Source organism: Streptomyces sp. XY431 (assembly GCF_001279805.1).
GTDB classification, from domain to species: domain Bacteria; phylum Actinomycetota; class Actinomycetes; order Streptomycetales; family Streptomycetaceae; genus Kitasatospora; species Kitasatospora purpeofusca.
This window is the reverse complement of the sequence record NZ_LGDO01000002.1, coordinates 41,770-62,087: the sequence shown is the minus strand read 5'-3', so window position 1 is coordinate 62,087 and position 20,318 is coordinate 41,770. Positions and strand designations below refer to the sequence as shown.

General features: G+C 74.0%; 16 protein-coding genes. 13 read left to right on the top strand and 3 right to left on the bottom strand.

All coding sequences use genetic code 11. The annotated features are described in order from the left end of the window. Positions 1-10: 10 nt before the first annotated feature. Entirely contained in the window at positions 11-1,168 is a 1,158-nt protein-coding gene (locus tag ADK60_RS01005; RefSeq protein WP_078879728.1) for a LacI family DNA-binding transcriptional regulator, read from the bottom strand. 333 nt (positions 1,169-1,501) lie between these two features. Between ADK60_RS01005 and hisC the strand changes: the two genes are divergently transcribed. The 8 genes from hisC to ADK60_RS44365 all read left to right on the top strand — a co-directional run bounded on the left by hisC (position 1,502) and on the right by ADK60_RS44365 (position 9,919). Then, the gene (gene hisC, locus ADK60_RS01000) at positions 1,502-2,572 is read left to right on the top strand and encodes a histidinol-phosphate transaminase (protein ID WP_045938613.1); all 1,071 of its coding nucleotides are present in this window, start codon (positions 1,502-1,504) and stop codon (positions 2,570-2,572) included. Positions 2,573-2,881: 309 nt separating this feature from the next. Beyond that, positions 2,882-4,396 carry an efflux RND transporter periplasmic adaptor subunit gene (locus ADK60_RS00995; protein ID WP_053642397.1) on the top strand — a complete coding sequence of 505 codons (1,515 nt, stop codon included), beginning with the start codon at positions 2,882-2,884 and terminating at the stop codon, positions 4,394-4,396. Next, positions 4,396-5,265, top strand: coding sequence for an ABC transporter ATP-binding protein (locus ADK60_RS00990; RefSeq protein WP_079007946.1), 870 nt, complete (start codon positions 4,396-4,398; stop codon positions 5,263-5,265). Before ADK60_RS00995 ends, ADK60_RS00990 begins: the two co-directional genes overlap by 1 nt. Then, complete coding sequence (locus tag ADK60_RS00985; protein WP_053642395.1) at positions 5,262-6,473, top strand: ABC transporter permease; 1,212 nt, start codon at positions 5,262-5,264, stop codon at positions 6,471-6,473. The genes ADK60_RS00990 and ADK60_RS00985 overlap by 4 nt, the downstream gene beginning before the upstream one ends. A gap of 16 nt (positions 6,474-6,489) precedes the next feature. After that, positions 6,490-7,137 carry a hypothetical protein gene (locus ADK60_RS00980; protein WP_053642393.1) on the top strand — a complete coding sequence of 216 codons (648 nt, stop codon included), beginning with the start codon at positions 6,490-6,492 and terminating at the stop codon, positions 7,135-7,137. 275 nt (positions 7,138-7,412) lie between these two features. Further along, positions 7,413-8,168 (top strand): response regulator transcription factor, encoded by a 756-nt coding sequence (locus tag ADK60_RS00975; RefSeq protein ID WP_045938611.1) that lies wholly within the window; start codon positions 7,413-7,415, stop codon positions 8,166-8,168. 20 nt (positions 8,169-8,188) lie between these two features. Next, positions 8,189-9,757, top strand: a complete 1,569-nt coding sequence (locus tag ADK60_RS00970; protein ID WP_079007945.1) for a sensor histidine kinase — start codon at positions 8,189-8,191, stop codon at positions 9,755-9,757. Between the two features lie 12 nt (positions 9,758-9,769). Continuing rightward, a complete protein-coding gene (locus ADK60_RS44365; RefSeq protein ID WP_159400248.1) occupies positions 9,770-9,919 on the top strand; it encodes a hypothetical protein in 150 nt (49 codons plus the stop codon). Here the strand turns inward: ADK60_RS44365 and ADK60_RS00965 are convergent. Then, positions 9,897-10,577: a helix-turn-helix domain-containing protein gene (locus tag ADK60_RS00965; RefSeq protein ID WP_053642391.1), complete on the bottom strand. Its 681-nt coding sequence runs from the start codon at positions 10,575-10,577 to the stop codon at positions 9,897-9,899. The genes ADK60_RS44365 and ADK60_RS00965 overlap by 23 nt on opposite strands. Positions 10,578-10,634: 57 nt before the next feature. Here ADK60_RS00965 and ADK60_RS00960 point away from each other — a divergent pair, with 57 nt between their 5' ends. Continuing rightward, complete coding sequence (locus tag ADK60_RS00960) at positions 10,635-11,528, top strand: oxidoreductase (RefSeq protein ID WP_045938600.1); 894 nt, start codon at positions 10,635-10,637, stop codon at positions 11,526-11,528. Between the two features lie 154 nt (positions 11,529-11,682). Further along, positions 11,683-13,059 (top strand): EF-hand domain-containing protein, encoded by a 1,377-nt coding sequence (locus ADK60_RS00955; protein ID WP_053642389.1) that lies wholly within the window; start codon positions 11,683-11,685, stop codon positions 13,057-13,059. A gap of 22 nt (positions 13,060-13,081) precedes the next feature. On the opposite strand, the gene ADK60_RS00950 is transcribed toward ADK60_RS00955, so the two are convergent. Continuing rightward, the gene (locus ADK60_RS00950; protein ID WP_234370880.1) at positions 13,082-13,906 is read right to left on the bottom strand and encodes a nucleotidyltransferase domain-containing protein; all 825 of its coding nucleotides are present in this window, start codon (positions 13,904-13,906) and stop codon (positions 13,082-13,084) included. A 296-nt stretch (positions 13,907-14,202) separates the two neighbouring features. On the opposite strand from ADK60_RS00950, the gene ADK60_RS00945 reads away from it, so the two are divergent. From ADK60_RS00945 to cydD, 3 genes are read left to right on the top strand one after another with little or no spacing between them, the layout of a single operon-like run. Further along, positions 14,203-15,753 carry a cytochrome ubiquinol oxidase subunit I gene (locus tag ADK60_RS00945; protein WP_053642387.1) on the top strand — a complete coding sequence of 517 codons (1,551 nt, stop codon included), beginning with the start codon at positions 14,203-14,205 and terminating at the stop codon, positions 15,751-15,753. A gap of 31 nt (positions 15,754-15,784) precedes the next feature. Then, positions 15,785-16,810, top strand: coding sequence for a cytochrome d ubiquinol oxidase subunit II (gene cydB / locus ADK60_RS00940; protein WP_053642385.1), 1,026 nt, complete (start codon positions 15,785-15,787; stop codon positions 16,808-16,810). 4 nt (positions 16,811-16,814) lie between these two features. Continuing rightward, entirely contained in the window at positions 16,815-20,312 is a 3,498-nt protein-coding gene (gene cydD / locus ADK60_RS00935; RefSeq protein ID WP_053642383.1) for a thiol reductant ABC exporter subunit CydD, read from the top strand. The last annotated feature ends 6 nt before the right edge of the window (positions 20,313-20,318 follow it).

Here is a 20,318-nt window from a genome sequence, read left to right as displayed (position 1 = left end):
GTCCCGGGGGTCACACCTCACCCGGCGGGCGGGGCGGGCTGACCGTGGTGCGTGGGCTCCGTCGTTGCGAGGAGGCGCGGACGATGAGCTCGGTCGGCATCAGGGTGCCGGGCGGCGGACCGGTGCCGGCGGTGCGGAAGCGGGGCGGGAAGAGCCGGGCGATGTCCACGCCGGTGCCGGAGTCCACGCCCTCGATGGCGTCGATCAGGAGGTTCACCACGGTGGTGCCGATCCGCCGGGGCTTGAGCGACAGGGTGGTGATGGGCGGCTCGGTGGTGGCGTAGACGTCGCTCTCGCTGCAGCAGACCAGCAGCAGGTCGTCCGGCACCCGCAGGCCGTAGCGGCGGGCGGCGGCGAGCAGGTCGGTGCCGTTGGGGTCGAACAGGCCGTAGACGGCGTCCGGCCGGTCCGGGCGGGCGAGCAGCCGGTCGGCGGCGACGGCGCCGGCGGCCGGGTCGTGCGCGGGGTAGGTCTCGTAGACCGGTTCCTGGCCGACCTTGGCGCACCAGCCGAGGTAGGCCTCGGTGGAGAGCCGGGTGTAGGTGTCGGTGCTGGTGCCGGTGAGCAGGCCGATCCGGCGGGCGCCGGCCTCGGAGAGGTGGTCGAGGATGCCGAGCACGGCGGCCTCGTGGTCGTTGTCGACCCAGGCGGTGACCGGGCAGTTCCCCGGCTTGCCGTCGCTGACCACCGGGACGCCGGACCGGTACAGCTCGCTGACCAGCGGGTCCTGGTCGGGCGGGTCGATCACCACGGTGCCGTCCAGGGCGATGTTGCCCCAGACGTCGTGCCGGGACGAGGCGGGCAGCACCACCAGTGCGTAGCCGCGGCCCAGGGCGGCACTGGTGGCGGCCCGGGCCATCTCGGCGAAGTAGGCGAACTCGGTGAAGGTGAACGGCTCTTCGCCGTAGGTCGTGACGGTCAGCCCGATCAGGCCGGACCGTCCGGTGCGCAGGGTGCGGGCCGCCGCCGAGGGGCGGTAGCCGAGGCGCTCGGCGACTTCGCGCACCCGGCTTCTGGTCTCGTCGGGCAGGCGGCCCTTCCCGTTCAGTGCGTCGGAGACGGTGGTGATCGACACTCCGGCGGCTGCTGCCACATCCCGGATGCCGGCCCGCTCCAGACGCCGTGAGGTGGTGGGCCGCCGACCGCTCTGGTTGGCTGCTGCTGTCATGGCGGACCGATCGTATGGCTCCTGACAAGGGTCTGTGACCGGCGCATTGGGAGCCTGTGGAGATACGTTTCTCCGTGAGTGAGCCCGTGTGCGCCCCTTCGATCCCCGTACGAAACCAGCTGGTTTACCTCTGACATGTGCCAAAGGAACCCAGCAGAATGGCTGATCCGCGTCTGTAACCCGACCGGGCATCTCACCCCTACGGGTGAGTGCGATCGGTATCGTTCAGGGCACCCGACCGGGGTGGAACCGCACGCGTTCCGACTGCCCGGGCACGGCGGCGACCCCGACCGTGGCGGGCGAACGCAGCGGAAAGACAGAAGGAGACCGACCGTGACCGCAGCACAGGGCCCCCGCCTCAGGCCGAGCCTGGACGGCATTCCCACCTACAAGCCCGGCAAGCCGGCAGGCCCCGACGCCTACAAGCTGTCGTCCAACGAGAACCCGTACGAGCCGCTCCCGGGCGTGCTGGAGGCGGCGGTCGCCGCGGCCGGCAAGCTCAACCGCTACCCGGACATGGCCGTCACCGAGCTGACCGCGGAGCTGGCGAAGCACTTCGACGTGCCGGTCGAGCACATCGCCACCGGCACCGGATCGGTCGGCGTCGCCCAGTCGCTGATCCTCGCCACGGCGGGCCCGGGCGACGAGGTGATGTTCGCCTGGCGCTCCTTCGAGGCCTACCCGATCATCACCCAGGTCGCCGGCGCGACCCCGGTCCCGGTGCCGCTCACCGCCGGCGGTGACCACGACCTGGACGCGATGCTGGCCGCGATCACCGAGCGGACCAGGCTGATCTTCGTCTGCAACCCCAACAACCCCACCGGCAACGTGATCCACCGCGCCGAGCTGGAGCGCTTCCTGGACGCCGTCCCGGCCGAGGTGCTGGTCGTCGTCGACGAGGCGTACATCGAGTTCATCCGCGACCCCGAGGTGCCCAACGGCCTCGACCTCTACCGGGACCGCCCGAACGTCTGCGTGCTGCGCACCTTCTCCAAGGCCTACGGCCTGGCCGGGCTGCGGGTCGGCTTCGCGGTCGCGCACGAGCCGGTCGCGAACGCGCTGCGCAAGACCGCGGTGCCGTTCGGCGTCGTCCAGATCGCCCAGGACGCCGCCGTCGCCTCGCTGCGGGCCGAGGCCGCGCTGATGGTCCGGGTGGACGCGCTGGTCGAGGAGCGGACCCGGGTGGTGGCCGGGCTGCGGGCCCAGGGCTGGGAGATCCCGGACTCGCAGGCCAACTTCGTCTGGCTGGAGCTGGGCGAGCGCTCGCAGGACTTCGCGGCCGCGTGCGCGGCCGCCGGGGTGATCGTCCGGCCGTTCCCGGAGGGCGTGCGGATCTCGATCGGTGAGGTCGAGGGCAACTCGATCTTCCTCGCGGTGGCGGAGGCGTTCCGCAAGGAGCTGTAGCCCCCGCGCGCAGTCAGGTCCCGCGGCGGAGCGGGCGGCCCCGGCCCGAACCGGTCCCGCCCCGCTCCGCCGCGGTGCGTTCCGGGGCGGTTGCCGGGGTCCGGCGGCGGCACCGCGACGGGCCCCGGACGATCAGGAGTGCCTGGGGATTTCTGGGAGACGGCTGGGAGAACGGTCAACGGATCGTCCGGAACCGGCCAAGCCGGTCCCGGTGGCGGTCGGAGCGCGGCAAATGCCCGGTTCGGCCGGTCAGCCTTCTCCCAGTCGGCGCCCAGGACGGTGCAAGAGCGCCCCGGGAAGCTGTCCGCCATGAAGGTGTTCCCGCGACGGCGAGGTGCCGTCCTCGTCAACTCCGCGCTCGGTGTGGCCCTGCTCGGTGCCGCCGCCCTGGCGTACACCGTGCTGGACGACGGCTCCGGCACCACGGCCGCCAAGGCCCCCGTCCGGACGGCGACCGTGACCAAGGGCACGGTCCTGGCCACGGTGTCCGGAACCGGCACCCTGGCCTCGCCCACCGACGCCGCCCAGGACTTCACCACCGGCGGGCGGCTCACCGCCGTCAAGGTCGCGGTCGGAGACCAGGTGACCAAGGGGCAGGTGCTCGCCACCGTCGACACCACGGCCGCCCAGCAGCAGGTGGACGCCGCGCAGGCGGCGCTCAACACCGCCTCGGCCAATCTGACCAAGGCCAGGGCGGGCGTCACCACGACGACCGTCCAGCAGCTGCCGGCCAAGGCCAACGGCTCGTCGGGCTCCTCGGGTTCGTCCGGCGGCGGTACGTCCGGCGGGAACGGCACCGGCGGCTCGGGCAGTACTGGTGGCACGGCAGGCCGGGGGGCGGGCGGGAGCAGCGCGTCCGCCCCCTCGGCCGACCCGTCCGGGCAGACCGCCCCGTCCGCGCAGGCCACCGTCCCGGCGGCGCCGCCCGCCGTCCCCGAGCCGCAGACCACCACCATCTCCACCACCAAGGTGGACGAGGCGGCGGTCGCCCAGGCCGAGCAGCAGCTCGCCACCGCTCAGACCAACCTCGCCAACGCCCGGACGGCGCTGGCGGGTACCACGCTCACCGCCTCGGTGGACGGCACGGTCGCCTCGGTGGCGGCCAAGGCCGGTGACACGGTCGGCGCGACCGGCGGCGGCTCCGCCGCCACCGGCGCCAAGTCGACCGGGAGCTCCGCCACCGCCCCCAGCGGCTTCATCGTGCTGACCAACCCGACCGGCATGCAGGTCACCGCGAACTTCTCCGAGCTGGACTCGCTCAAGCTCAAGAAGGGCGAGGCGGCCACCGTCACCCTGAACGCGCAGTCCGACAGCAGGTTCAACGCGTCGGTGCTGTCGGTCAGCCCGCTGCCGGTGAGCGGCTCCGGCGGCGGTTCGGCCGCCGTGCAGTACTCGGCGACGCTCCAGATCTCCGGTGACACCAGCAAGCTGCGGACCGGCCTCAGCGCGACCGTCTCGGTGGTCACCGGCGAGGCGGACAACGCGCTCTCGCTGCCCACCTCGGCCCTGTCCGGCACCGGTTCGAGCCGCACCGCGACCTTGGTCCACCAGGACGGCAGCACCGACCGGGTGACCGTCGAGGTCGGGGTCGAGGGCGACACCACGGTGCAGGTGCTGACCGGGCTGAACGAGGGCGACAAGGTCGAACTGGCCTCCACCAGCGGGTCCAACGGCTTCCCCAACGGCTCCTTCCCGGGCGCGAACGGCGGACAGGGCGGCCAGGGCGGCCGGAACAGCGGCGGCGGCGCGGGTGCGGGTGTGGCCGGGATCGGCGGCGGCGGAGCCGCGGGCGGCGCGGGCGCCGCCCGGGGCGGTGGCCGCTGATGGCCCGCCGCGCCCTCCCCGCCCTCCCCGCCCTTCTCACCCGCCGCGCTCTCCCGGCCCGGCCGGGCACCGGCCCGGTGCGGCCGGCCCACCCGGCCACGCCGCCCCCGGTGATCCGGATCCGCCGCCTCACCAAGTCCTACGGCCACGGCGACGCCACCGTGCACGCGCTGCGCGGCCCGGACGACCCCGCCACCGGAGCCCCGCTGGGCGTGGACCTGGACATCGAGCAGGGCGACTACGTCGCCGTGATGGGCAGCTCCGGCTCCGGGAAGTCCACGCTGATGAACATCCTCGGCTGCCTCGACGTCCCGACCGGCGGCCGCTACCTGCTGGACGGCACCGACGTCGGCCACCTGGACGAGCAGCAGCTCGCCCTGGTGCGCAACCGCAAGATCGGCTTCGTCTTCCAGTCCTTCAACCTCGTCCCGCGCACCACCGCGCTCGCCCAGGTCGCGCTGCCGCTCGCCTACGCGGGCGTGCGGGCCGCCGAACGCCGCCGGCGGGCGCTCGCCGCGCTCTCCCTGGTCGGCCTGGCCGAACGGTCCGGGCACCGGCCCAACGAGCTCTCCGGCGGCCAGCAGCAGCGCGTCGCGGTGGCCCGGGCGCTGGTCACCGTCCCCGCGATGCTGCTCGCCGACGAGCCCACCGGCAATCTGGACAGCCGCTCCACCGAGGAGGTGCTCGGGCTGATCGACGGCCTCAACGCCACCGGCCGCACGGTCGTGCTGATCACCCACGAGGACGAGGTCGCCCGGCACGCCAAGCGGGTGCTGCGGCTGGTGGACGGCACGATCGTCTCGGACGTCCGGCAGGCCCCGGTGGACGGGCCCCCGCCCGCCCTGCGCCCGGCGGGGGTGCCCGCGTGATCCTCTGGCAGACCCTCCGCTTCGCGGCCGGCGGCCTGGCCGCCAACAAGGTCCGCTCCGCCCTCACCATGCTGGGGGTGCTGATCGGCGTCGCCTCGGTGATCCTGCTGCTGGCGGTCGGCAACGGCTCCTCGGTCGCGGTCAAGGAGTCGATCACCTCGCTCGGCACCAACGCGCTCACCGTCACGTCCGGTTCCTCCTTCGGCGGCGCGCGCTCCGCGAGCGGCACCAAGAAGCTGACCGTCGCCGACGCCAAGGCGCTGGCCACCGAGGCGGACCCGCACGCCGTCCGCTCGGTGGCGCCGGTGGTGACCGCCAGCGGCACCGCGCTGAACGGGGACGTCCCGTACAGCCCCGGCTCGATCGTCGGCACCTACCCGGCCTACTTCGAGACCGCCAACCAGAAGGTCGAGCACGGCGAGTACTTCACCCAGGACGACGTGCTGGCCTCCCGCAAGGTGGCGGTGCTCGGGGCGACCACCGCGAAGCAGCTCTTCGCCACCGCGGACCCGGTGGGGAAGCCGATCGTCGTCGGCGGCACCCCGTTCACCGTGGTCGGTGTGCTCAAGGCCAAGGGCGGCAGCGGCTTCACCGACCCGGACGATGTGCTGATCGCACCGCTGCCGACCGTGCAGAACGCCTTCACCGGCTTCGGCTCGGTGAACCAGATCATGGTGCAGGCGGCCTCGGCGGACACCACCGCGCAGGCCCAGTCCGAGATCACCCGGATCCTGCTCGGCACCCACGCGATCGCCGACCCGGCCAGGGCGGACTTCCGGATCAGCAGCCAGACCTCGCTGCTCAGCGCCCGGGAGTCGACCACGAAGACCTTCACCGTGCTGCTCGGCGCGGTGGCCGCGATCTCGCTGCTGGTCGGCGGGATCGGCATCACCAACATCATGCTGGTCACCGTCACCGAGCGGACCAGGGAGATCGGCATCCGCAAGGCCCTCGGCGCCCCCCGCGGCGTCATCCTCGGGCAGTTCCTCACCGAGGCCACCCTGCTGTCGGTGGTGGGCGCCGGACTCGGCGTGCTGGCCGGGATCGCCGGCTCGCACTTCCGGATCGTCGGCATCGAGCCGGTGGTGATCCCCGAATCGGTGCTCGGCGCGTTCGGGACCGCCGTCGCCATCGGCCTGTTCTTCGGCAGCTACCCCGCCAACCGGGCCGCCTCGCTGCGCCCGATCGACGCCCTCCGGCACGAGTGACCAAGGACCGCAGACCATGAGCAACGAGACCGAGCCGTCCACCCCCGCCGAGCAGGTCGTCCTGCTCTCCACCGCGCCGGACGGCAGGGACGTCACCGCCGAGCTGGCCGCGCCGCCGCGGCGCCGGCTGCCCTGGGTGCCGCTGGTGCTGTCCGCCGCGGTGATCGCCACGGCGGCCTTCGCCGGCGGTGTCCAGTACCAGCGCGACCAGGCCCCCGAGCGGCCGTCCGGGGCCTCCGGCCGGACGGCCGCCGCCGGCGGCGCGCAGCAGCCGCGGCCGGGCGCGACCGGCGCCGGCCAGGGCAACCGCCGCAACGGCCAGGGGGCCCAGGGCGGGGGTCAGGGCGCCAGCGGCGGCCAGGGCGGCCAGGGCGGCTTCACCCGGGGCACGGTCAAGGCCGTGGACGGCACCACCGTCTACCTGACCGACGCCAACGGCAACACCGTCAAGGTGACCACCGGGGACTCCACCAAGGTGCAGCTCAACAAGGAGGGCAAGGTCGGCGACCTCCAGCCCGGCCAGAGCGTCACCGTGGTCGGCACCCCGAGCGACGGCGGCTACGCCGCGACCCAGCTGGTCGAGGGCGGCGCCGGATTCGGGGCCGCCGGCGGCTTCGGCGGCGGCCCCGGCGGAGGCGCCACCCGGAACCCGTCCGGCGGCTGACCGGCCGCCGTACGCCCGCGCGGCCCGGCCCGACCTCCTCCGGGGGCCGGGCCGCGCATCCCCCCGCCGACCTGCGCCGGAGTACCGTCGGGGCGGTACGCACACCACCGAGGGCCGACCTGGGGGTCCGTCCGTACAAAACCGCCCGATAAGGTGTTAATCCAACATTCATCGATGGCCCTTAGCCTCCCCGAGCTAGCCTCAAGCTGAACGCCATCGTCCGACCGGGAGGCGGAACCCCCGTGCAAGGCACTGTGTCGACAGGAACTTCGGCGGTGAACAACGGCGGCCAGGGGGAGGCCTACCTGCTCGTCGTCGACGACGAACCGAACATCCGCGAGCTGCTGTCCGCCTCGCTCCGCTTCTCCGGCTTCCGGGTGGCCTCCGCCGCCAGCGGCGCCGAGGCGCTGGAACTGATCGCCGTCGACCGCCCCGACCTGGTCGTCCTGGACGTGATGCTCCCCGACCTCGACGGCTTCACCGTCGTCGAGCGGCTCCGGGAGCAGACCAGCCGCGGCCTCATCGCCGGCCCCGGCCACGGCCACCCCGGCGACCACCTGCCGGTGCTCTTCCTCACCGCCAAGGACGGCGTCGGGGACAAGGTCCAGGGCCTCGCCGCGGGCGCCGACGACTACGTCACCAAGCCGTTCAGCCTGGAGGAGCTGATCGCCCGGATCCGCGCCATCCTGCGCCGCTCCGGCGGACCGGCCGAGGACGGCCGGCTGATGGTCGCCGACCTCGTGCTCGACCCGGTGGCCCACGAGGTCACCCGCGGCGGACTCGTGGTCGCGCTCTCCCCGACCGAGTTCAAACTGCTGCACTACCTGATGGCCAACGTCGGCCGGGTGGTCTCCAAGGCGCAGATCCTCGACCACGTCTGGGCCTACGACTTCGGCGGCGACCTCTCGATCGTCGAGTCCTACATCTCCTACCTGCGCCGCAAGCTCGACTCCGGACCCAGCCACGGGCCCAAGCTGATCCACACCGTGCGCGGCATCGGCTACGCCCTGCGCCGCCCCCCGCAGAGCTGACCCCGGACCCCGCCGCCCCGATGTCCCTCCCGCACCCCCGCCGCGCGTCCGCGCGCCCTTCCGCCCGGCCGCCCGGCCGCCGCCTCGGCGGCCCGCTCGGCCGGCTGTCGCTGCGCGCCCGGCTGCTGGTGCTGGTGCTCGCCCTGGTCACCACCGGCCTGGTGGTCAGCGACACGGTGGTGCTCGGCACCGTCCGCCACCAGCTGGTGCAGCGGCTCGACGAGCAGCTGGAACGCTTCGGCGAACCGCTGGCCCGCCGCGCGCCGACCCGCAACAGCTGGGCGGAGCCCAGGCAGCAGCCCTCGGTCACCGGCAAGCGGGCCGGCCAGTACCTGGCCGCGCTGCCCAGCCAGTACCTGGTCCAGTACCTGTCCGCCGACGGCAGGGTGCAGTTCGTGGTGCGCCAGCCGATGTCGGAGAACGACCCGGCGCCGCAGCTGGACGGCTTCGACCCGGCCGCGGTCGGCGCCGACACCCCCGTCGACCTGCCCGACCAGCGCGGCCGGGGCAGCTGGCGGGCGATCGTCCTGCCGGTGCAGCGGCAGAGTGCCCCGGTCAGCGTCTTCGCCGCGCCCGCGCCCAGCGCCGCCTATGTGATGGTCGCCGTCTCCCGCGAGGACATCGACGCCACCGTCAACCGGCTGCGCACCGCCTTCCTGGCGATCGGGGGCGTCGTCCTGCTGGTGATCGCGGCGCTCGGCTTCTTCGCCGTCCGCACCGGGCTGCGGCCGCTGCGCCGGATCGAGGAGGGCGCCCAGCTGATCGCCGCCGGTGAGCTCTCGCACCGGATGCCGGCCCTCCCGGCGAACACCGAGGTCGGCCGGCTCTCCGTCGCCCTCAACGGCATGCTGGCGCAGATCGAGGCCGCCTTCGCCGCCCGGGCGGAGTCCGAGGGCCGGATGCGGCGGTTCGTCGCGGACGCCTCGCACGAGCTGCGCACCCCGCTGGCCGGCATCCGCGGCTTCGCCGAGCTGTACCGGATGGGCGCCCTGCCCGCCGAGGCCGACGTCCGGCGCACCATGGGCCGGATCGAGAACGAGGCGATCCGGATGGGCACCCTGGTCGAGGACCTGCTGGTGCTCGCCCGGCTGGACGAGGAGCGCCCGCTCGACCTCGCGCCGATGGACCTGCGCACCCTCGCCGCGGACGCCCTGCACGACCTCACCGCCCTCGACCCGAGCCGCCCGGTCGCCCTCACCGGCCCGGCCGGCAGCGGCCCGCCCGGTCCGGCGCCCGTGCTCGGCGACGAGGCCCGGCTCCGCCAGGTGGTCACCAACCTGGTCGGCAACGCCGTCAAGCACACCCCGCCCGGCACCCCGGTCCGGATCGGGGTCGGCCACGAGGGCGGCCTCTGCCTGCTGGAGGTCGCCGACTCCGGCCCCGGCCTCACCGCCGACCAGGCCGCCCTGGTGTTCCACCGCTTCTACCGCGTCGACGCCTCCCGCAGCCGCCACGACCAGCGCGGCGGCGCCGGCCTCGGCCTCGCCATCGCCACCGCCCTCACCCACGCCCACGGCGGCGCCCTCACCCTCCACACCACCCCCGGCACCGGCGCCACCTTCCGCCTGGAACTCCCCCACCAGCGCTGAAACCCCGATCGGGTGGATCCCGTCCTCTCCGGGCCGGACCCCGAGCGCGGGGCCTACGCCCGGTCGGAGCGGACGCCGTACGGCGAGGACGCCGTGGTCCCCGAGGGCCCCGCCAAGGGGTTCGCGATCGGGCCCGGCATCACCGGGGAGCGGCGGGGCTGACCTCCTCCCGGAGGAGGTCCCGGGCAAGCAGGCCGGCCTGGAAGCGGGAGGAGGCGCCGAGGGCGGCCATCAGGTCGGCGACCCGGCGGCGGTAGGTGCGCAGGGAGACGCCGAGAAGGCGGGCGCCGGTCTCGTCGGTGTGGCCGGCGGCGAGGGAGCGCAGGGTGTCGCGGGCCTGCTCGGTCAGCGGGGGCGGCGGGGCGGCGCAGTCGGCGAGGTCGGTGGCGGTCTCCCAGGTGGCGCGGAACAGCGAGCGCACGCCGTCGACGACCTCCGGGGCCTGCACCACGGTGTACGTGTGCACGCCCCGTACCGGTGCGCCGGCCAGGATCGCGGTGCGCCGGTCGATGACGATCGCCTCCCGGGCTATCGGCCCGTCGGAGATCCGGATCTCGATGCCGGAGGCGGCGATCCGCCGCAGCCGCCGGAGCGACTCGGGGTCGGCGAGGGCCCGGCGGCTGTACAGCTTGCGCATGGTGAGGCCGGGGACGACGTGCGGCCGCTTCCCCTCGCGGAAGGCCGCGTTGACGCCCGCCGAGAAGGTCATCAGATCGGTGGCGGCGACCAGGAACTCCTCGTGGGAGGCGACGAAGAGGTGTCCGGCCCGCTGGACGAGCTCCTGCTCGCCGTGCAGGGTGATGATCCGATCGGTGCTCATGGCAGCAAACTGCCAGATCGGTCGGGGCCGCCGCGAGCCGGGCCGAGGCTTGGGGTCATGACGACGACTCCCGCACTTCCCGCGAACGCCGCCGGCACCTTCCTCCTCGGCGGCGACCTGCCGGTGTCCCGGATGGGCTTCGGCGCGATGAAGCTGCCCTCCCGCGACTGGCACGGGCCCGCCTGCGACCCCGAGCAGAGTGTCCGGGTGCTGCGCCGGGCCGTCGAGCTGGGCGTCGACCACATCGACACCGCCTGGTTCTACTTCTTCCGGGACGTCTCCGCCCACGGCCTGATCCGGCGGGCCCTGCACCCCTACCGGGACGACCTGGTGATCGCCACCAAGGTCGGCCCGGGCCGCGACCCGGAGGGCCGGTGGCTGGAGCCGGCCGACCGGGAGGCCCTGCGTGCCGCCGTCCACCGCGATCTGCGCGAGCTGGGGGTGGACCGGCTGGACGTGGTGCACCTGCGCCGGATGCCCAGTCAGTCCTCGATCGCCGAGCCCTTCGCCGCACTGGCGGAGCTGCGCGAGGAGGGCCTGATCCGGCACCTGGGCGTCAGCAATGTGAACGAGGCCCAGCTCGCCGAGGCCGAGGCGATCGCCCCGGTCGTGACGGTGCAGAACAAGTTCAGCGTGCTGGACCGCACGGCGGAGCAGGACCGGCTGCTGGCGGACTGCACGGCGCGGGGCATCGCCTTCGTCCCGTTCTACCCGCTCGGCGGCACCGGGGTGCCCGACCACCCGGCCCTGCGCGGGGTCGCCGAGCGGCACGGCGCCACCCGGGCCCAGGTGATGGTGGCCTGGCTGCTGGCGCTCTCGCCGTCGGTGCTCGCGATCCCGGGCACCTCCTCTCCGGCGCACCTGGAGGAGAACATCGCCGCCGCCGCGCTGCGGCTGGACGCGGCGGACCTCGCGGAGCTGGAGCTGCTGACGGTGTCCGAGCCCGCCTGACGCTGTCAGAGCCCGCCTGACGGTGTCCGGCGGGCGACGGCAGCGCCTGACAAGTACGACTGTCCGATGAGTTCTGCTCCTGGTTTCCCCGCCGGTCCGCCGGGAAGGGCCCCGCCCGTACCCGAAGGTTCCACAACTCCCAGGAGCGGTCAGGATGGCAGCGTCAGCAGCGGGTCCCGGGGGGTCCTTCCGGCGGGACCTCTCGGAGTGGCGGATCGTGCTCGTCGCCTGGCGGCTGGTGGTGCTGCAGGCCGCCCACCCGGTGGTCGCGGCCGGGATGGCCGAGCACTCCACCTACCGCGGCCACCCGTGGCGCCGGATCGAGCACACCATGGCCAGCGGGCGCCGGCTGTTCCAGGCCGACGAGGAGCAGCTCTGGCGCGAGGTCCAGCGGCTCGACCGGGCGCACCGGCGGATCCGCGGCACCGCCGAGGACGGGCGCGGCTACGACGCCCACGACCCGGCCACCCGGGCCTGGGTGCTGCTCACCCTGTTCGAGAGCGTCGTCGCGATGCGGGAGCTGAGCGGCGAGCCGTACCCGGCGGAGGAACTGGAGTCCTCGTACCGGGAGTTCGCCGGGATCGCGGCGGTGTTCGGGCTGTCCTCGGGGGAACTGCCCGCCACCGCCGCCGAGTTGCGCGGCCGGCTGCGCCGGACGGTCCTCGACGAGCTGGAGTTCACCGACACCGCCCGCACTCTGCTGTACGACGTGCTGCGCGAGGCGCCCTGTCCGCGCCGACTGCGCCTGCTCGGCCCGGTCGGCTGGCGGGTGCTGAGCGCGGTGGTCGCCCGGCTGGTCGCGGAACTGACCGTCGCGGACCTCCCGGCGGTCTTCCGCGAGCGCTTCGGCCTGGTGCCCACCCGCCGCGGGCGGCTGCTCTCGCTGCTGCTGCACCGCGGCGGCCGGGCGGTGGCCACCAGGCTGCCGGACCGCTACCGCTACCGCGTCCCCGGGGCGGACTCCTCGTCCCGGCCCCGGCGGCCGCCCCGGCAGGACACCCGGCCGCCGCGGCTGGACCGGTTCTTCCGGGAGGTGCTCGACCAGACCGGGGACGGCCACCTCACCGCCCACGACTTCCGGGCGATGGCGCACAACGTGTGCTGGCAGCTGGAGCTCTCCGAGGAGGGGGAGGGCCGGGTGTACGACGCCTTCGAGCGCTGGTGGGAGGAGCTGCGGGCGGGCATGGACGCCGACGACGACGGCCGGGTCAGCCGGGCCGAGTACATCGCCGCCACGCTGGCCGGCTGTGACCGCGACCCGGCGTACCTGGAGCGCGGACTGCTGCCCGCGCTCCGGGCGGTGTTCGCGGCCGCCGACACCGACGGGGACGGCCTGCTGGACTTCGCCGAGTACCGGGTGCTGTTCGGTGGCCGCCGGGTTCATCCGGCCGAACTCTCGCACGGCTTCCGGCAGTTGGACACCGACGGGGACGGTGTGATCACCTCGGCGGAGTTCCTGCGCGGCTTCGTGGACTACTTCACCGCCCGCGCCCCCTCCGCCCCGGGCACCCAACTGCTCGGCCGGGCCTGACCGGAGGGGCCGCCGGGGGACCCTACCCGGCGCGGCGGAGGGCGGCCTCGGTGTCCTCGACCAGGGCGCGGGCGGCGGCGACGGTGGCGGTGAGGGCCGCCGGGTCGCCGCCGGGGGCGGCGAGCAGGGCGCGGGCGCGCGGGCCGAAGCCGGGCGGGGCGGTCGGCAGGGTCTCGGCCACCGCCAGGGCGCCCTTCTCGTTGAGGCACCAGCGGCGGTCGGCCGCGTACAGCGCCTGTACCAGGACGCCCACGGCGCGGGCGAGGCAGAGCACCACGTACAGGGTGTCGCCGCGGGCCGCGCCCTTGGCGGCGCCGTCGAGCAGGAAGCCGGCCTCCCAGGTGCTGCCGGTCAGCGCGGCCCGCAGCGGCTCCGGGTAGTCCGCGTACGCGGCCCGGCGCTCCGTCAGCGCCCCGGACGGGTCGGCCAGGACCACGCCGAGCGCGAGCTCCCCGACGTAGCAGGGCGACCAGAAGCCGAGCGGGTGGCCGGCCTGGACGCCCACCTCGTAGCGCCCGGCGAGGCAGTCGGCGCGGACCCGGTCGACCCGGTCGAGGTCGCGCAGGATCCAGTCGACCCGGCCGAGCCCCTCGACGGTCAGCCAGGCGCCGCCGTCGACCCAGGGGCCCCAGCCGCCCGGTCCGGCCACCTCGGCCCCGGGGCCGGCGAGCTCGCGCAGGGCGTCGAGGTCGAGGTGGCCGGACCGGTAGTAGAGGCCGAGGTCCCAGTCGGAGCCGGGGGTGTGCTCGCCCCGGGCCCGGCTGCCCCCGAGTACGACACCGACCACACCCGGCACCCCGGCCAGCCGGCCGGCCATCGCTTCGACGATCGCTTGCACGGTGAACATGCCTTTCTGTCAGGGCAGTAGGTGTCAATGCTACGTACCGTCCACATTTCCCGCCCCACCTTCCCGGCTGCCCGTTGTGGCCCGGCGACCCGCTTCGCAGACTGTGCGCACGGCATCACCGCCGGTCGCACCCCACCCCGCCCGCTCTTTCCGCGTAAGGGTGGTGGATACTGAGCTTGTGAACGTGTTCACGTTCACAAGCGGACAAGCATGCGCACCTGGGCAGCGGGCCCCGGCTATAGATGAGGTTTGTCCGAAATGTGACCTCGAACGAGGTCGGTTGGAGAGAGGGCGACGTGGACCTGGCAATCGCTCACGAAACCATCGCGCGATGGCAATTCGGCATCACCACCGTCTACCACTTCCTCTTCGTACCGCTCACCATCAGCCTCGCCGCGATCGTGGCGGGGCTGGAGACCGCATGGGTGCGGACGGACAAGGAGAAGTACTTCCACGCCACGAAGTTCTGGGGGAAGCTCTTCCTGATCAACATCGCGATGGGCGTGGTCACCGGCATCGTGCAGGAGTTCCAGTTCGGCATGAACTGGTCCGACTACTCCCGCTTCGTCGGCGACGTCTTCGGCGCCCCGCTCGCGATGGAGGCGCTGATCGCCTTCTTCTTCGAGTCGACCTTCATCGGCCTGTGGATCTTCGGCTGGGACAAGCTGCCGCGGAAGCTGCACTGCGCCTGCATGTGGATGGTCGCGCTCGGCACCGTGCTCTCCGCCTACTTCATCCTGGCGGCCAACTCCTGGATGCAGCACCCGGTCGGCTACGCGATCGACCCGGTCACCGGCAAGGCCCAGCTGACCGACATCGCCAAGGTGCTGTTCCAGGACACCACCGTCACCGTCGTCCTGCACACCCTGACCGCGGCCTTCCTCACCGGCGCGGCGTTCATGGTCGGCATCGCCTCGTTCCACCTCTGGAAGGCCAAGCGCAAGCCGGGGAGCGCCGCCGCCGCCCCGGAGAAGGTCGCCGTGATGCGGACCTCGCTGCGGCTCGGCCTGGTGCTCGCGGTGATCTTCGGCGCGGGCACCGCGCTCAGCGGTGACTCGCTCGCCAAGGTCATGTTCCGCCAGCAGCCGATGAAGATGGCCGCCGCCGAGGCGCTCTGGGACACCAAGGCGCCGGCGCCGTTCTCGGTCTTCGCGGTCGGCGACGTCAGCAAGGGCCACAACTCGGTGGAGCTGGAGATCCCCGGGATACTGTCCTTCCTCGCCAACAGCGACTTCAGCTCCTCCGTCCCCGGCATCAACGACACCGCCGAGGCCGAGGCCGCCAAGTACGGCGGCGACCCCAAGGACTACATCCCGAGCATCTTCGTCACCTACTGGGGCTTCCGCCTCATGATCGGCTTCGGGATGACCTCCTTCGTGGCCGGGGTGATCGGACTCTGGACCACCAGGAAGAAGCGTTTCCTCCACCCGGAGTTCCGCACCGGGGACACCGAGGTGCCGAGGCTGATGCTCACCCCGAAGCGGGAGCTGGGCCCCTTCCTCACCAAGTGGAGCTGGCGGATCGGCATCCTCACCATGGGCTTCCCGCTGATCGCCAACAGCTTCGGCTGGATCTTCACCGAGATGGGCCGGCAGCCCTGGGCGGTCTTCGGACTGATGACCACCGCCAGCGCCGTCTCGCCCAACGTGGGCGTCGGCACCCAGATCGGCGCCCTGGCCACCTTCACCTCGCTGTACGCGGTCCTCGCCGTCGTCGAGGTCAAGCTGCTGGTCAAGTACGCCAAGGCCGGACCGGTCACCGACGAGCGGCCGCCCACCGAGGACCCGACCCTGCGCGGTCCCGCTTCCGGCGACGATGCCGACAAGCCGCTCGCCTTCGCCTACTGAGGCCACCCAGGATCGATAGGACCGACACACCATGGAACTTCACGACGTCTGGTTCGTCCTGATCGCCGTCCTCTGGATCGGCTACTTCTTCCTGGAGGGCTTCGACTTCGGCATCGGCATCCTCACCAAGCCGCTCGCCCGGAACACCGCCGAGCGCCGGGTGCTGATCAACACCATCGGCCCGGTCTGGGACGGCAACGAGGTCTGGCTGCTGACCGCCGGCGGCGCCACCTTCGCGGCCTTCCCGGACTGGTACGCGACCCTCTTCAGCGGCTTCTACATCCCGCTGCTGCTGATCCTGGTCTGCCTGATCGTGCGCGGCGTCGCCTTCGAGTACCGGGCCAAGCGGCCCGAACCGCGCTGGCAGCGGAACTGGGAGGAGGCGATCTTCTGGACCTCGCTGATCCCGGCCTTCCTCTGGGGCGTCGCCTTCGCCAACATCGTCCGCGGCGTCGACATCGACGCCGAGAAGAACTACGTCGGCGGCTTCTGGGACCTGCTCAACCCGTACGCGCTGCTCGGCGGCCTGGTGACGCTCAGCCTGTTCACCTTCCACGGCGCGGTGTTCGCCGCGCTCAAGACGGTCGGCGACATCCGCGACCGGGCCCGGGCCGCGGCCCTGAAGGCCGGTCTGGCGGCCGCCGCGCTGGCGGCGGTCTTCCTGATCTGGACCCAGGCCGACAACGGCAACGGCTGGAGCCTGGCCGCCCTGGTGATCGCGGTGCTCGCCCTGGTCGGCGCGCTCCTCGCCAACCGGGCCGGCCGCGAGGGCTGGGCCTTCGTCCTCTCCGGGGCGACGATCGTGGCCGCCGTCGCGATGCTCTTCCTCGCGCTCTTCCCCGACGTCATGCCGTCCACCCTGAACCCGGAGTGGAGCCTGACCGTGACCAACGCGGCCTCCTCGCCGTACACGCTCAAGCTGATGACGATCGTGGCCGCCGTGTTCACCCCGCTGGTGCTGCTCTACCAGAGCTGGACGTACTGGGTGTTCCGCAAGCGGATCGGCATCCAGCACATCCCCGGGCACGACCCGGCCGCCGCGCTCGACCAGGGCTGAGGCCATGAAGCCGGTCGACCCCCGACTCCTCCGCCACGCCCGCACCACCCGGGTCTTCCTCGCCGGATCCGTCCTGCTGGGGACGGCGAACGCGGCCCTGGTGGTGGCCCAGGCGGGCCTGATCGCCGAACTCGTGGTCCGCGGCTTCCAGCAGCGGGCCGGGCTCGGTGAACTCGGCACGCCGCTGGCGCTGCTGGTGCTCACCGCGGTCGGGCGCGGGCTGGTCGGCTGGCTCACCGAACTGGTCGCGCACCGGTCCGTCGCCCGGGTGAAGTCCACCCTGCGGCGCCGGCTGCTCGACCACGCCACCGCGCTCGGCCCGGCCTACCTGGCGGGCCGGCGCACCGGCGAGCTCACCACCCTGGCCACCCGGGGCGTCGACGCGCTCGACGACTACTTCGCCCGCTACCTGCCGCAGCTGGCGCTCGCCGTGACCGTCCCGGTCACGGTGCTGCTGCGGATCGTCGGCGCCGACGTCACCTCGGCCGCGATCATCGCCGGCACCCTGCCGCTGATCCCGCTGTTCATGGTGCTGATCGGGATGGCCACCCAGGCCAGGATGGACCGTCAGTGGGAGGGGCTCTCCCGGCTCTCGCACCACTTCCTGGACGTGGTCGCCGGACTGCCCACGCTCAAGGTGTTCAACCGGGCCCGCGCCCAGGCCGCCACCATCGCCCGGATCACCGCCGACTACCGCCGGGCCACCCTGCGCACCCTGCGGATCGCCTTCGTCTCCTCCTTCGCGCTGGAACTGCTCTCCACCCTCTCGGTCGCGCTGGTCGCCGTCACCATCGGCTTCCGGCTGGTCGACGGCACCCTCGACCTGGAGACCGGGCTGCTGATCCTGGTCCTCGCCCCCGAGGTCTACTTCCCGATCCGCCAGGTCGGCGCGCTCTACCACTCCAGCGTCGAGGGCCTCACCGCCGCCGACCGGATCTTCGAGGTGCTGGAGACGCCGCTGCCGCCGCGCGGCACCGTCCCCGCGCCCGACCTGACCGGGGCCGTGATCGCCGCCGAGGGCCTCGTGGTGGCCTTCCCCGGCCGGAGCACGCCCGCCCTGGACGGCGCCTCGGTGGTGCTGCACCCGGGCGGGACGGTGGCGCTCACCGGCCCGTCCGGCGCCGGCAAGTCCACCCTGCTCGGCGTCCTGCTGGGCCTCACCGCGCCCACCGCCGGGACGGTCCGGATCACCGCCGCCGACGGGCGGACCCACGACCTGGCCGAACTGGAGCCGGACAGCTGGCGGCGGCAGATCGCCTGGGTGCCGCAGCACCCGCACCTGTTCGCCGGGACCGTCGCCGACAACCTGACCCTGCACCGGCCCGGGGCCACCGAGGAGCAGCAGCGCGCGGCCCTGCGCTCCGCACACGCCCTCGACTTCGTCGACCGGCTGCCGCAGGGCCTCCGCACCCGCCTCGGCGAGGACGGCGCCGGGCTCTCCGCCGGGCAGCGCCAGCGGCTCGCGCTCGCCCGGGTGCTGCTCGCCGACGACCGCCCGCTGGTCCTGCTCGACGAGCCCACCGCCAACCTGGACGGCGCCTCCGAGGCGGCCGTCGTCGACGCCGTCCGGGCGCTGGCCGCCGACCCGGCGCGCACCGTGCTGATGGTCGCGCACCGGCCCGCGCTGCTGGCCGCCGCGGACCGGCAGGTCCGGCTGGCCGGCCCGGCCGCTCCCGCCGTCCCTCCGGCGGCCGTCCCGGTGCTCGCGCACCGGGGGCGTCCGACACCGCCGGCGCCGGACGAGGACGGGCCGACCCCCGCCGCGGGCGCCGTCCGCCCCCGGCTGGCGCTCTCGGTGCTGCTCGGCGCGCTCGCACTCGGCTGCGCCGTGGCGCTGATGGCCACCTCCGGCTGGCTGATCTCCCGGGCCTCCGAGATGCCGCCCGTCCTCCATCTGATGATGGCCGTCACCGCGGTGCGCGCCTTCGGCATCGGGCGCAGCGTCTTCCGCTACGCCGAGCGGCTGGTCTCGCACGACGCGGTGCTGCGCACCCTCGGCACCCTGCGCGCCGCCGTCTACCGCCGGCTCGCCGTGCTGGCCCCGGCGGGGCTGCCCGCGTTCCGGCGGGGCGACCTGCTCTCCCGGCTGGTCGCCGACGTCGACGCCGTCCAGGACCACTACCTGCGCTGGCGGCTCCCGGCCGCGGTGGCGGTGCTGGTCTCCACGGCCGCCGCGCTCGCCATGGGCGCCTTCCTGCCCGCCGCCGGGCTGGTGCTCGGGCTCGGCCTGCTGCTGGCCGGACTGGTGGTGCCGGTGCTGACGGCCCGTTGGTCGGCCGGCGCCGAGCGGCGGCAGGCCCCGGCGCGCGGGCGGCTCGCCACCGCCGTCCTGGACACCTTCAGCGGCACCGCCGAGCTCACCGTGGCCGGCGCGCTGCCGGGCCGGCTGGCCGCCGTCCGCGCCGCCGACGCCACCCTGACCGGGCTGGCCGCCCGCTCGGCCGCCACCGCGGCGCTCGGCACCGGGCTGATCACCCTGCTCACCGGCCTCACGGTGGCCGCCGCCGCGGCCGTCGGGCTGCGCGGCGTGGCGTCCGGGGCGCTCGCCCCGGTCTGTCTGGCCGTGGTCGTGCTGACCCCGCTGGCGGCCTTCGAGGCGGTCACCGGGATGCCGGCCGCCGTCCAGGCCCGCCGGCGCAGCCAGGCCGCCTCGGCGCGGCTCGCCGAGGTACTGGACGCGCCGGACGCCGTCGCCGAACCGGCCTCGGCGCGGGCCCTGCCCCCGCAGCCGCTGCCGATCGCCGTCCGCGGTCTGACCGCCCGCCACCCCGGGCAGACCGGGGACGCGCTGACCGGCGTCGACCTCGATCTCGGGCCCGGCCGGCGGATCGCCGTGGTCGGCCCGTCCGGCTCCGGCAAGACCACGCTCGCGCAGACGCTGCTCCGCTTCCTGGACCAGCGCGCGGGCAGCGTCGTCCTCGCCGCCGGCCGTCCACAGGCTGTGGACAGTCGCGCGCTCGCCGGGGACGACGTCCGCCGGGTGATCGGCCTCTGCGCCCAGGACGCCCATGTCTTCGACAGCTCGCTCCGGGAGAACCTGCGTCTCGCCCGGCCCGACGCCGAGGAGGACGAGCTGCGGGCCGCGCTCGCCGCCGCCCGGCTGCTGGACTTCACCGACTCGCTGCCGGAGGGCCTGGACACCATGGTCGGCGAGCACGGCGCCCGGCTCTCCGGCGGCCAGCGGCAGCGGCTCGCACTGGCCCGGGCACTGCTCGCCGACTTCCCGGTGCTGATCCTCGACGAGCCCGCCGAACACCTCGACCTGCCCACCGCCGACGCCCTCACCGCCGACCTCCTCGTCGCCACCGCCGGGCGCAGCACCGTACTGATCACCCACCGGCTGGCCGGCCTGGACGACAGCACGGTGGACGAGGTGCTGGTCCTGGACGCCGGCCGGGTGGCCGAGCGCGGCAGCTGGTCGGAGCTGCTGGCCCGGCCGGAGGGGCGGCTGCGCGCCATGCACGACCGCGAGCGGGAGACGGACGGCGTCCTGGTGGCCTGATCGGCT